9 protein-coding genes and 1 pseudogene are annotated in these 13,156 nt (G+C 73.3%); 9 read left to right on the top strand and 1 reads right to left on the bottom strand.

Annotated elements, in window-relative coordinates; translation table 11 throughout:
- Nucleotides 1-16 precede the first annotated feature (16 nt).
- The 9 genes and pseudogenes from C1A33_RS29910 (at nucleotide 17) to C1A33_RS29870 (ending at nucleotide 8,970) form a co-directional block, all read left to right on the top strand.
- Entirely contained in the window at nucleotides 17-1,342 is a 1,326-nt protein-coding gene (locus C1A33_RS29910) for an ABC transporter ATP-binding protein (RefSeq protein ID WP_101835446.1), read from the top strand.
- A 505-nt stretch (nucleotides 1,343-1,847) separates the two neighbouring features.
- Nucleotides 1,848-3,125: a cytochrome P450 gene (locus tag C1A33_RS29905; RefSeq protein ID WP_243408072.1), complete on the top strand. Its 1,278-nt coding sequence runs from the start codon at nucleotides 1,848-1,850 to the stop codon at nucleotides 3,123-3,125.
- Between the two features lie 175 nt (nucleotides 3,126-3,300).
- Nucleotides 3,301-4,460 (top strand): annotated as a pseudogene (locus C1A33_RS29900) (cytochrome P450).
- A gap of 58 nt (nucleotides 4,461-4,518) precedes the next feature.
- On the top strand, nucleotides 4,519-5,304 hold the full coding sequence (locus tag C1A33_RS29895) for a ferritin-like domain-containing protein (protein WP_101835444.1): 786 nt from the start codon (nucleotides 4,519-4,521) through the stop codon (nucleotides 5,302-5,304).
- Entirely contained in the window at nucleotides 5,301-5,942 is a 642-nt protein-coding gene (locus C1A33_RS29890; protein WP_101835442.1) for a PaaI family thioesterase, read from the top strand. The genes C1A33_RS29895 and C1A33_RS29890 overlap by 4 nt, the downstream gene beginning before the upstream one ends.
- The gene (locus C1A33_RS29885; RefSeq protein ID WP_101835441.1) at nucleotides 5,926-6,189 is read left to right on the top strand and encodes an acyl carrier protein; all 264 of its coding nucleotides are present in this window, start codon (nucleotides 5,926-5,928) and stop codon (nucleotides 6,187-6,189) included. Before C1A33_RS29890 ends, C1A33_RS29885 begins: the two co-directional genes overlap by 17 nt.
- Nucleotides 6,186-7,115, top strand: a complete 930-nt coding sequence (locus tag C1A33_RS29880; protein WP_101835440.1) for an SAM-dependent methyltransferase — start codon at nucleotides 6,186-6,188, stop codon at nucleotides 7,113-7,115. Before C1A33_RS29885 ends, C1A33_RS29880 begins: the two co-directional genes overlap by 4 nt.
- Before the next feature lie 88 nt (nucleotides 7,116-7,203).
- Nucleotides 7,204-8,103 (top strand): acyl-ACP desaturase, encoded by a 900-nt coding sequence (locus C1A33_RS29875; RefSeq protein WP_101835439.1) that lies wholly within the window; start codon nucleotides 7,204-7,206, stop codon nucleotides 8,101-8,103.
- A 12-nt stretch (nucleotides 8,104-8,115) separates the two neighbouring features.
- Nucleotides 8,116-8,970: an SDR family NAD(P)-dependent oxidoreductase gene (locus tag C1A33_RS29870; protein ID WP_101835438.1), complete on the top strand. Its 855-nt coding sequence runs from the start codon at nucleotides 8,116-8,118 to the stop codon at nucleotides 8,968-8,970.
- Nucleotides 8,971-9,064: 94 nt separating this feature from the next.
- On the opposite strand, the gene C1A33_RS29865 is transcribed toward C1A33_RS29870, so the two are convergent.
- Entirely contained in the window at nucleotides 9,065-13,102 is a 4,038-nt protein-coding gene (locus C1A33_RS29865) for a diguanylate cyclase (RefSeq protein ID WP_243408071.1), read from the bottom strand.
- Between the last annotated feature and the right edge of the window lie 54 nt (nucleotides 13,103-13,156).

Below are 13,156 nucleotides of genomic sequence, written 5' to 3'. Positions count from 1 at the left end.
GGACCTGGGACGAGAGATGACGGACACCGCCGACCCGACGACCGCCAGTCCGACCGCGGCCCCTCGTGCCGACGTCCCCCCGCAGGCATCGCGGCGAGACCGGTCCGCGGCGGCCGAGGCCGCGCCGGACGGGATCACGCTGACCGGCGTCGAGAAGCGGTACGGCTCCCACCCTGCGCTCGACGTGCCGCACCTGGGGGTGCCGGCGGGGTCGTTCACGGTCGTCGTCGGCCCGTCGGGCTGCGGGAAGTCGACCGGTCTGCGCATCATCGCCGGGCTGGAGACGGCCGACCGGGGGCGGGTGCTGCTCGGCGGCGTCGACGTCACCGACGCGCCGCCGGGGGAGCGCGGGGTCGCGCTGGTCTTCCAGGACTTCGCGCTGTACCCGCACATGACCGTCGAGCGCAACATCGACTTCAACCTGCGGCTGGCGGCCCGGCACGACCGGCGCTCCGGGCTCAGCCGCGCCGAGATCTCCACCCGGGTGGCCGAGGTCTGCGCGATGCTCGGGCTCACCGACCTGCGCCGGCGGCTGCCCCGGCAGCTCTCCGGCGGGGAGCGCCAGCGGGTGGGCCTGGCGCGGGCGATCGTGCGCCGCCCTGCCGTCCTGCTGCTCGACGAGCCGCTGTCGAGCCTCGACGCGCTGCTGCGCCAGCGGGCGCGGGCGGAGCTGGTCCGGCTGCACCGGGAACTCGGCAACACCGTCGTGCTGGTCACCCACGACCAGCTGGAGGCGTTGTCGATGGGCACGAACCTGGTGGTGATGAACGGCGGCCGGGTCGCCCAGACCGGGCCGCCGGAGCAGGTCTACCACCGGCCGGCGGACACGTTCGTCGCGACGTTCCTCGGCAGTCCGCCGATGAACCTGCACACCGCCGAGCCAACCGGTGACGGTCGGGTCCTGACCGGGGCGGGGCTGTCCGCGCGGCTGCCCGCGACGCCGGCGGCCCGGTCCGGGCCGCTGCCGACGCCGGTGCTGGTGGGCTGGCGCCCGGCCGACGGAACGCTGGAACCGGTGAACGAGGACGACCCGGCCGCGGGCTCCACCGTGACGCCGAACTCCGCCGCGCCGCCGTGCCCCGCCGGGGCGCCTGCCTCCGGCGGGGCGCCGGCCGGGGACGAGACCGGTGTCGTGGTGCGCGGTGTCGCGGACGTCGTCGAGTTCACCGGTGACGGCACCGTGGTGACCTGTGTGAGCGCCGCCGAGGGCGGCGGCCAGTGGGCGGTGAGCGTGCGCGGGCGGGACCGGGTGCCGGCGGTCGGTGCGGCGGTGCGGGTACACGTCCCCGCCGACCGGGTCCACCTGTTCGACCCGACCGACGGACGCCGCGTCGACGGATAAGCCGGGTCCCGATTCCGCCGGCGCCGGCGGAATCGGGAATACCTCTGCCTGACAAACGCGCCGGGTCGCCGCCCGGCGCGTTTGTCATTGTCGCCGACGACGGACTACATTCGACCGGATACCGACGTGACCGGCGTCTCCTTTCACTGGTCCGTCCCCTGTGGCGATAGATCGATTGCATCGATCCTTTCGTCTTGACGCTGGACCGGCCGGGCGACAGACTCAATTCAGGGTTTATGAGTATCGCCTGAACCTCCGCACCCGGCCGCTGTGGCTTTTGCCGCGGCCCGTCCATTGCCTCCGCCTTGTGGGCGCCGGATCCTTTCCTGTCAGCGGGGGCCGGCCGGCAGCGTTTCCGGCCGGCCGCCCGCCGCCCTGGATCGGCGGCGCCGAAGACCCCTCACCACCTGCCCGGACGCCGACCGTGGCGCGCGTGCTCCCGCCCGCCCAGCCACCGCCGGCCCGAATCCGCGCCACCTGCCGATCCGGACGGAAGGACCCGCACGTGAACACCACGACGACCGACCCCGCGGCGACCGCCTCCACCACGCCCGCCGCCGGCTCGATGTCCCTTGACGACGCCATCCTGGCCTCGTTCATGCCGGAATCCCGGCACAACCCGTATCCCGCCTACGACGTGCTGCGCGAGGCCGGTCCGTTCGTGCCCGGACCGTTCAATCTGCAGATCGTCTCCCGCTATGGTGAGGCCGACGCCATCCTGCAGGACTCGGGCTGGAGCCACGCCCAGGAGCCGGAGTTCCTGCACCCGAAGAGCGACGGCACGGACCTGCCCGCGTCGTTTCTGTGGATGGAGCCGCCGGACCACACCCGGCTGCGCCGCCTGGTCAGCAAGGCGTTCACCGCCCGGGGTCTGGAGTCGCTGCGGGGCCGGGTGAAGGAGGTCGCGACCGAGGTCGTCGACAGCGTGATCAAGGCCGGTGAGGTCGACGTCGTCGAGGAGCTCGCCTACCCGCTGCCGCTGACGATGATCGCCGAGATGATCGGCGTGCCGCGCGAGGACCACGACTCCGTCCGGGCCATGTCCGCCGGCATCGCCCGCGGCCTGGACCCCGACACACTGCTGACCGACGAGGAGCTCCAGTCCCGCTACGACGGGGCCGCGCACTTCCGCGACTACTTCGAGCGCCTCGTCGCCGAGCGCCGCGCCCACCCGAAGGACGACCTGATCACGGCGCTGGCCCAGGTCGAGGCCGAGGGCGACCGGCTGACCACCGGCGAGATGATCGCCACCCTTACCGTCCTGCTCGTCGCCGGGCACGAGACGACGGTGAACCTGCTGGCCAACGGCGTGCTGTCGCTGACCCGCAACCCCGACCAGTTCGAGGTGCTCAAGCGCGACCCCGACCTGGCGCTCGCCGCCGTCGACGAGCTCATGCGCTACGACGGCCCGTCGCACGCGACGACCCGGATGGCCGTGCGGGACATGGAGATCTCCGGGCACGCCTTCAAGGAGGGCGACGGCGTGCTGATCCTGCTCGCCGCCGCCAACCGGGACTCGCGGGTCTACGAGAACCCGAACCGGCTCGACCTGACCCGCTACGCCCGCTCGAAGACCATTCCCCGCCACCTCGGCTTCGGTGTCGGCCTGCACTACTGCATCGGCGCGCCGCTGGTCCGCCTGGAGATGGAGTGCATGCTGCGGGAGCTCGCGCGCCGCGCCCCGGTCATGACACTGCTGGCCGACCCGCCCCCCTACCGGCCGAACATCGTCGTCCGCGGCATCGCCGAACTGCCCGTCCGCTTCGAGGCCCCGGCGGCATGACCCTCGCGGCGGCGGGAGGCGCGCGGTGACGAGTCTCGACACCGACGCCCGACGAGCAGGCGGGACCGGCGCGACCGACGGTGCCGGCCCCGCCCTGGGGCTCGCCGGCGACGTCGTGGGCTTCGACGCCTTCGAGCCGACCCACCGAGCCAACCCCTATCCCAGATACCAGGCCATGCGGGAGCTCGCGCCGTTCTGCCCGATCCGCCTCGGCGCGGCCCGGGTGACGCTGGCGACCAGGTACGACGAGTGCGCCGCGGTCCTGCAGGGAGCGCAGTGGGGTCGCGCCTACGACGAGGGGCTGAACTCGTTCCGTCCCGGCGTCGATCTCGGCGAGGTACCCGGCGGATCGTTCCTGACGATGGACCCGCCCGACCACACCCGCCTGCGCGGGCTGGTGAGCAGGGCCTTCACGCCCCGGGCGAGCCTGGCGGAGACGCCGTTCGTCGAGCGGGTCGTGACCGACCTGGTCGACGCGGCGCTGGCCGCCGGCGGGCTCGACGTGGTCGCCGACCTGGCCCGGCCGATGTCGCTCGCGGTGATGGGACGGCTGCTCGGCATCGCGACCGCCGACGCGTCGCCCCTGCTGGACTGGATCCAGGGGATCACCCGCGGCACCGACCCGGACTCTCTGCTCAGCCCTGACGAGATCGCGGCGCGCACGGCCTGCGCCCGGGACCTCGGCCGCTTCCTGCTCGACCTGATCGCCGAGCGGCGCGAACGGCCGCGCGAGGATCTGGTGAGCCGGCTGGCCGCCGTCCAGCGCGACCAGGGGTCCCTCACCGTGCGCGAGGTCGTCGAGCTGGTCGCGCTGCTGCTCGCGGCGGGACTCGACACGACGGCCAACCTGGTCGCGAACGGGACGTTGGCGCTGCTGCGCCATCCCGACCAGCTGGCGCTGCTGCGGGCGCGCCCGGACCTGCTGCCGGCCGCGATCGAGGAGATGCTGCGCTACGACCCGCCGTCCCAGTTCGTCACCCGGGTGGCGCTCACCGACACCACCGTCGGTGAGCACCGGTTCCGCCGTGGCGACGGGGTGGTGGTGCTCAGCGCGTCCGGGCACCGTGATCCCGCCGCTTCCCCGATCCCGACACGTTCGCCGTCACCCGCTACGCGGCGTCCCCACCCGCGCGCCGCCACCTCGGGTTCGCGCTCGGGCTGCACGTCTGCCTCGGCGCTCCGCTCGCCCGGGTCCAGGCTCAGGCCGCGATCGGCACCCTGGTCCGCCGCGGCGGCGCGCTGTCGCTCGCGACCGAGGACGTCACCTACCGACCGAACGCCGCCCTGCGCGGCCCGCAGTCCCTGCCGGTGAACCTGACCGGCGCCCCCACCTAGAGACACCCGGCGCGGCTGGTCCCGCGGCCGGTCCGACATCGCGAGGAGCACCTCGGCCATGCACAGCTTCGACGTCTTCCACCACTACGAACGCAAGCACTGGCGGTTGGCGGACGTGCCGTGGGACACGATCCGCAGGGACCTGGTCCGGCCCGAGTACGTCACGATGGCCAAGAGCGCGGTGATGGGTGAGGCGAACTCCATCGCCGCCCAGCACGGGTTCCTCAACGAGTTCGACGACTACGACTTCTCCGCGTTCGTCGCGGTCTGGGGCTACGAGGAGCTCCAGCACCACTTCGCGTTCCGGACCTGGCTGAACGCGGTCGACGCGGAGGTGCGGGAGTCGGCCGTCTCGGCGATGCGCGCGCCGTACGACCCGGGCACGACGCCATGCGCGACGCTCGCGACGAACATCATCTCCGAGCTGACCGTGAACCACGTGTACCGGGCGGTCGCGTCCTGGGTCGAGGAGCCGGTGCTCGCCGGCATCATGCTCAACGCCAGCCGGGACGAGGCCGGGCACGCCCGGGAGTTCCTGCACTTCGCCCGGATCCGGCTCCAGCGGCACCCCGAGGAACTGCCCTCGGTGCTCGAGACGCTGCATGTCTACACCGGCGAGCAGCGGATCAAGCATCCGGTCGGGGTGTTCAAGAGCGAACTGGTCGCCCTGCGCGACCACGAGACCATCGACACCGCCTTCGAGATGTTCCTGGAGAAGGTCGCCGATGCCGGCGAGCTGGACAAGCTCCAGGACAACATCCGCCGCGCGTTCTCCGCGCTGACCGGGATGGACGTCAGCTCCAACGCCCGGGTCCGCCGCCGCCTCGCCGAAGCGCTCGCATGACGGCCCCCGCCGACGCCGACGGCTTGGAGGCCATCGACCTGCCCTGGTACGTCCTGCCGGACTACCAGTGCTTCGGCTGCTCCCCGCACAACCAGCACGGCCTGCGGCTGCGGTTCACCCATCACGGCGACGGACTGCGGACGACCTTCCGCCTCGGGCGGCCGTACGAGTCCTACCCCGGCGTGGTCCATGGCGGGCTGCTCGGCGTCATCGCCGACGAGATCATGGGCAACCTGATCGTCCTGCGGACCGGGCAGATCCCGTTCACCACCGGCATGCGGCTGCGTTACGTCCATCCGGTGGCGGTCGGCGGCGATTACGAGTGCGTCGCCCGGGTCCGCGACGACAGCACCGGCACGCTGCTGCACGCCGAGTCCGACATCCGCACCCGGGACGGCGAGGTGGTCGCCACCGCCACCGCCAGCTACCGGACCGTCTCGCTGGACGCCGCCCGCGGACGCGTCGCCCTCGACGAGCCCGAGGTCGACGACCTGCACCGCGCCCTGGCGGCCGCGACCACCGCGTCCGCGTCCACCAGCGCCGCGCCTGTTTCCACCCGCACCGTCGCCGGGACCACCGTGGTCGCCGGCGAGCCGACCGAGATCACCGTGGAGGACTCCCATGCCCGTGTCGACTGACGAGCTGATCAGCGAGATCACCGAGATCGTGGCCGAGGAGCTCGGCGTCGAGGTCGACACGGTGTCGGCCGACGCGGACCTGCGCACCGTGCAGGGCGCCGACTCGGTGAAGGTGCTGCGGGTGATCGCCCGCATCGAGCGCGCCCGCGACGTCGAGCTGGAAGACGAGGCCGTCTTCGGCGCCTCGACGATCCGCGAGGTCGCCGAGGTCCTGCACCGCGCCCTCGCCGAAGAAGCGCGCGTATGACCACCGTGACCGGCTCCGCCGCCGGGACCACCGCCGCCACCGTGGAAGCCGCCGCCGCTACCGTCGCCGCCGCGGCTGACGAGGCCGCCCCGGCGGCGCAGACCGCGCAGACCAACCAGCACTACGACCTCGACCCGCGGATCTTCGGGCTGTTCCTCGACCCGTTGCGCAAGTACTCCTCGGGGTACTACCGCGAGCCCGGCCTGACCCTCGAGCGGGCGCAGGAGGCGAAGCTGCGCTGGGTCGCCGGCCAGCTCGGGCTGCGCGGCGGCGACCGGCTGCTCGACGTGGGCTGCGGCTGGGGCGCGCTGATCCTGTTCATGGCCCGGGAGTACAACGCCCGGGTCGTCGGGATCAGCCCGGCCGGCAACCAGCACGGCTACATCGCCGGGCGGGCCGTGGACCTGGGCGTCGCCGACCGGGTCAGCACCGTACAGGGCTACTTCGAGCACGCCGCCCTGCCCGCCGGCCCGTTCGACGCCGTGACGATGCTCGGCTCGATCGTGCACATGCCTGACCTGGTCCACGTGATGCGCCGCGCTCGCTCCCTGCTGCGCCGCGGCGGCCGGTACTACGTCTCCGAGACGTGCTTCCGCAACGCGGCGGCCCGAGACGAGTTCGACCGCCGGGCGGGCACCGAGTTCGTCCGCAACTCCATCTTCGGCTGGGGTGACATGCGCCCGCTGTCCGACCTGGTGCGTGCGGCCGAGGACGCCGGCTTCTCCGTCGTCGGTGTGGAGGACCTCACCGACGACTACCGGCTCACGATCGACGACTGGATCACGAACGTCGACCGCAGCGCCGAGGAGATCGACCAGATCCGGCCGGGCATGGCCGCGACCCTGCGCCACTACCTCGAGGTGGCGAACGCCGGCTGGGGCTACACCACCAAGCACTACGCGCTTGTCTGCCAGCGATCGCGCTGAGGCCGCCCGCCTGCCCGCCCGTTCCGTCGACCGGCCGCGCCCGTCGGCCGGTCGCCGCGTCGTCCACCGTCCAGGAGGAAGAGGACAGATGACCACCACCGTTCCCCGGGCAGTGGCGGAACCGGCGGGCCAGGCCGCCGGTCCGCTGCTGCCGCCCGCCGACCTCGCGCAGGCCGTCGGCTCGTTCATGCGCTCGTCGCCCGTCACCCGCCGGTGGGACGTCGAGACGGCGTTCAGCTGGTCGTCGGTCGACGGCGGCCGGCTCACCGAGGGCCAGCGCTCCGCCGTCGCCTTCATCACCTACATCGAGGACCACCTGCCGGGGTACTTCGGCCTGTACGCGCGGCGCTTCCCGCTCGACGAGTCGGTCGACGTGGCCACCTTCGTCCACAACCGCGAGCTGTACCACTTCACGGTGCGCTGGGCGCAGGAGGAGGACAGCCACGCCCGGGCCCTGTTCGAGTACCAGGTCGCGGCCGGCATCAGCGAGCCCGACCGGCTGCGCGACGAGCTGGGCCAGGAGGGGCGCAAGCCGTTCACCATGCCCCACGAGCACGCCATCTCGCTGTTCGCTTACGCCCTGGTCCATGAGAAGGCCACCCAGATCTACTACCAGTCGCTGCGATCCGTTGTCGACGAACCGGTGCTCATGGACGTGCTGGGCCGGCTCAGCAAGGACGAGGCCCGGCACTTCACGTTCTTCGCGGACGTGGTCGAGCGCAGCCTGCGCCTCTACGGCGACCAGGTCGTCGAGCCGATCCGGGACGTCATCGCCGGGTTCCGGATGCCGCTGGCCGACACGCTGCGCGGCTACTGGCGCTGGGCGCTGAAAATCGCCGACACCGCGCACTACGACCACACCGACGCCTACGAGCACCTCATCCGGGTCGTCAACCGCGCCGTCGACGCCCGCACCGACCGGGTCGACGAGCTGGCCAGGTTCGTCGCCGCCTGCCGCACCCCCGCGGCCGCCGGCCAGGCATCGTAGGCGGCGGGCGAGATGGGCGCACTGGACGGCAAGGTCGCGGTGATCACCGGAGCGACCAGCGGCATCGGGGCCCGCACCGCCGAGGTGTTCGTCGCCGAGGGGGCGAGCGTCGTGCTCGGCGGGCGGCGGACGGGACCGGGGGAGGAGCTCGCCGCGGCGCTCGGCCCGCGGGCCAGGTTCGCCCGTGCCGACGTCCGCGTCGAAGCCGACATCGAGGCGCTGACCGCGGTCGCGGTGGACGCGTTCGGCGGCCTCGACGTACTGGTCAACAACGCCGGGCAGGGCGTCGAGGCGCCGCGTCCGCTGCCGGAGGCGGACCTCGCGGCGTTCCTCGACACGCTGGCCGTGCACGCCGGCGGCATGTTCCTCGGCATCAAGCACGCGGCTCGGATCATGATCCCGCGCGGGTGGGGCAGCATCATCAACATGTCGAGCATCGGCGCGCACCGGGCGGGCTGGTCGGACATCAGCTACTCGACGGCCAAGGCCGGCGTGCTCCAGCTGACCCGCTCGGCGGCCGTCGAACTCGGCCCGCACGGCATCCGGGTCAACAGTGTCTCGCCCGGGCCGATCCCGACCGGCATCTTCGCCAAGAACGCGGGCGTCGACGCCGAGCGGGCCGACCGGACCGCCGGCCTGCTGGAGCCGCTGTTCGCCGAGGCGATGGCGGCCCACCAGTCCATCCCGCGGGCGGGACGGGCCGACGACGTGGCCGCGGCGGCCCTGTGGCTCGCCACGGACGCGTCGTCCTTCGTCACCGGTCAGGACCTCGGCGTTGACGGCGGGATCTCGGCCGGCCGCCCGGTCGCCGTCGCCGTCGAGGAACGCCGCCTGCTCGCGAAGGCGTTCGCCGCCCTACCCTCCTGACCCGTCCCCGTCCGTCCTGACGCGTCCCTGACCTTGTGCCTCGTCCCTGACCTTGTGCCTCGTCCCCGGCCACCCGGGATCCCCGGTCCCACCCCTACCTGACCCGGGGGCCGGTTGCCGCCGCCGGTTCGTGCGCCACCGAGAGGTCCGCGTCGTCGGACTGGCTGACGATGCGGTCACGGCCCGTGCGCTTCGCCGTGTACAGGGCGTCGTCCGCGCGGGTCAGCAGGTCGCGCAGGTCGGCGTCGCTGGAGCGCAGCGTGGCCAGGCCGATGCTGAGCCGGATGTCGAGCGGCCCGGCGGAGGTCCGGACGGGCTCGGTGACCAGGTCGCGCAGTCGCTGCCCGAGAGAACGGGCGGTGGCCTCGGTGGCGGACATGAGCACGCCGAACTCCTCACCGCCCAGCCGGCCGAGGACGTCCTCGCGCCGGAACGCCCCCCGCATGCGCCGGGCGATCTCGGCGAGGACCTCGTCACCCACGAAGTGCCCGTGGGTGTCGTTCACCCGTTTGAAGTGGTCGATGTCGATCATCGCCGCGCTCAGCGGCGCGCCGATGGCGGCGTGCGCGGCGACGATCCGCTGTGCCTGCTCCAGGAAGTCGCGCCGGCTGGCGAGGCCGGTCAGCTGGTCAACGGCGGCCAGGCGCTGCACCCGTTCGAACAGCTGGGCGTTCTGCCAGCCGACGACCGCCTGGTCGAGCACGGTCCGGGCGATCTGCACGCGTGTCTCGCCGTAGGCGTCCGGCGTCCGGGAGGCGAGCGCGACCACCGCCCGGATGTCGTCGGACAGCGTGACCGGGATCATCATCCAGCTGCGCGCCGGGCCGGACCAGCCGGGCAGGTCGACGCCGTCCTCCGTCGTGAGCACCGTGCCCTGCCGGGCGGCGCGGATGAGGGGATGGCCGGCGGCGGGACGCAGCTCCTCGCCGGCCACCTCCTCGGCCACGTCGCCGTGCACCGACATGATCCGCACCGCGTCGTCCGCCGGGGTCAGCACCCACGCGGCGTCGAACGGGAGGACCGGCCGCGCCGCCGTCAGCACCCGGCCGAGGACGCCCCGGGTGCTGAGCGTCGAGGTCGCCTGCAGGGTGACGTCCCGGATCATCTCGGCCAGGTCCCGCTGGCGGCGCTCGGAGACGACCATCGTCTGCAGCCGCGCGGCCTCGGCCATGTGCAGCGCCAGTCCGACCTGCTTGGCGAGCGCGCCGAGGATGCGGGCGTCATCCTCGTCGAACAGCCCCTTGGCGACCCGGCTGTCGACGTAGACGACCCCGCTGCGCCCGGCACTGACGGGGACCGGGGCGGCGAGGATGCTACGCAGCCCGTACTGGACCGCGCTGCGCGACCCCAGCACGGCCCCCTGGTCGGTGCCGGTGACCACCAGCGCCCGCTGCTCCGCCCGCACCCGTTCGACGACCGTCGTCGCGAAGCCGCGCGGGACGGCGGCCGGCGGTCCCTGGACGTCGCGCTGGTCGGCCGCGCGCTGGTCGGCCGCGCACTGGGCGTACAGGGTGAGCGGCTGGTGGGCGTCGTCGGTGCCGCCGGCCGGCAGCAGCAGGTACGCGCGCTCCGCGCCCAGGATGCCGATGATCTCGTCGAGGGCCACGGCGACGACGGACTCCGGCGTCGAGGAGCGTCCGACCGACGCGCTGACCTGGAGCACGGCCTCAAGACGGCGGCGGTCCCGGGACGCTGCCGACCGTGACGTCCCGAACAGCGAGGTGCGAGATGCCTCGTCGGTCAGCCCGAACTCGTCGCGTACCCGGGCACGCTGGCGAAGCCAGCCCTGATGCCCGGCCAGGGCCATCGCCAGCTCCGCCTCGATCGCGGCGCGCTCGTTCTCCCCGACACCCCGCAGGCAGCGCGCCCGCGTCACCAGCAGGTCGAAGCGGATCACGGGTGCGTCGAGGTGATGCGCCCGACGCTCCGCGGTCTCCACCAGCCGGAGCGCGTGGTCGTAGTCGCCGGCGAGCTCGCTCGCGGCCGCCCGTAGCGCGCACAGCTCGGCGGCGAACAGCGGGTACGCGGCCGCGGATCGGGCGTCGCGCAGCGCCTGTCGCGCCACGCGCAGGCATCGCTCGCGGGCCGGACCGGGCGGTACCCGCCGCGCCTGCTCCAGCCGGCCCCGTGCCTTCACGATCGTGAAGTGGCGGAAGAACCTCGGTATCCGCCCGACGGAGCGCTCGACGGCCTCGCCGGCCTCGACGGCGGCGTCGAAGGCGGCCCCGGTCTCGTCGCCCGAGGCTTCCAGATCGGTGAGGTCGGCGCAGATCAGGTACCGACGCAGTCGCTCGGCGGCGGGTTCGGCCGCCAGCGCCTCGAGATCGGGGTGCGTGACCGGTGGCTGGCCGAGCAGGTGGGCCAGGCGCGCCCGCAGGACAGCGAGATCGGTCCGCAACGCCTCGTCGTCCGGCCTGGACTCGCAGTGCTCCCACGCCATCCGGGTCTCGCCCCGCAGCGCGAGGCTGCGGACAAGCGTCGAGTAGCTGCTCTCGGAGTAGTAGGTCTCGATCCAGCGCCCACCACGGCGGAATGCCTCGGCGCAGTCGCGCTCACCCGTCACGCCGCGGCTCCCGAGGATGATCAGCGCGATGGAGGTGTAGAGCATGATCTTTGTCTGCACCGCCGGGTCACCGCTGCGGTCCGCGAGGTCCCGCAGCCGTGGAACGTCGCGCTCCACCCGCCGTCGGCGTCCGAAGTCGGCCGCGACCATCGTGCGGGCGGCGCGGCCGCACAGGTACTCGTCGCCAGACCCGAGCCGCCGCCCCGGATACAGCGCCGACGTGGCGAAGGCCAGCATGGGACCGATCCGCCCTCCGAGCCATTCGCTCTCCACGCCGAGCTCATAGAGGCCGCAGCGGATGGCGTGCAGCTCCCGATCCTCGCCCCGGGCGCCACCGAAACCGGTCCAGGGCCAGCGGCAGGCGAACGCCGCCAGCCACCGGCCGAGGCAGACGACCACCGCGGCAACGGGATTCGCCGGTACGCCCCGGCCGATCTCGGCCAGTCCCTGGTGCACGTACTCCAGGGCCGCGGCGGTCCGGAACGTGGCGAAATCGATCTTGGAGAGGGCGAGGAAGTCCCGGGCCCGACGCCGGCGATCGGTCTGCGTGCGCAACGCGCGGGCGAAGTGCAGGCGCGCGTCGTCGGGTTCGATCGTCCGCGAGCAGGCGAAGGCGAAGCCCTCCTCAAACTCCGCGTCCGGTTCGAGGCCCGCCTCCAGGGCCGCGGCCTGCGCCGCCCGGTAGAAGGACACCGCCTCGTACGGTGCGGACGCGGCGAGCGCGGCCGCGGCCGCCTCGGCCGCCGCCCGGAAACGATGTGCCGGGGCGATCCCCCCGGCGATCGCGTGCCGGGCCCGCTCGTAGGTCCAGCTGTCGCCGCGGGCCTCGTTCGCCTCCAGCGCCTCGACGACGCGCCGGTGCACCGCGGCCCGCTCGGGCGGGCTCATCGTCGACAGCAGAGCCTCGTGCACGCAGTCGTGCACGAACGACCAGCGGCCGTCGCCGTTGTCCCGGACGAGCTGATGCGCCCGGGCCCGCGCCGCCGCCGTCGCGACCCCGATCGGGGAGCGGCCGGTCACCGCGGCGACCAGCGTGAGGTCGAAGGTGCGGCCGAGCACCGCCGCCGTGCCCAGGACGGCCACCGCCGTCCGGTCGAGCGCGTCCACCCGGTGCCGGATCAGGTCGAGGACCTGCTTGGGTAGCCGCAGCGTGTCGAGACCCGCCCGGTCCACGACGTATCGCCCCCAGTCGGGGCGGATGAGACCGGCGTCGATCACCGCTCGCAGATACTCGACCATGGTCAACGGATTTCCCGACGAGCGCACGGTGAGGTCCCGGACGAACGCGCTGTCGGTGATCTCGCCGAGGTAGCCGCGCACGACCTCGGCCGCCTCGTCCTCGCCCAGCGGTCCGAGCTCGATGTCCCAGCTGGTCGCGCAGCCGGGCGCCAGCCGCCGCGAGGGGTCGCGGGTCGAGGCGACGATCAGCAGCGGGACCGGGTCCGCGGCGGCGGTCAGGTCCTCCAGCACGCGGCGGTCCGCGGGGCCCAGCCACTGGACGTCGTCGATGCAGAGGACCATTCCGCCGGACAGCCGGGCGAAGCGGCGCATGCACTCGACCATGGCCATGCGGTAATGAGCGTCCTCGGCGTCCGGGACTCCCGCCCTCGGGGCGTTGATGGG

Origin of the sequence: Frankia canadensis (assembly GCF_900197875.1) — a bacterium.
In the GTDB taxonomy this organism is placed as follows: Bacteria; Actinomycetota; Actinomycetes; order Frankiales; family Frankiaceae; genus Frankia; species Frankia canadensis.
Note: the sequence above shows the minus strand (reverse complement) of the source record. Positions and strands in the feature narration are given on the sequence as shown.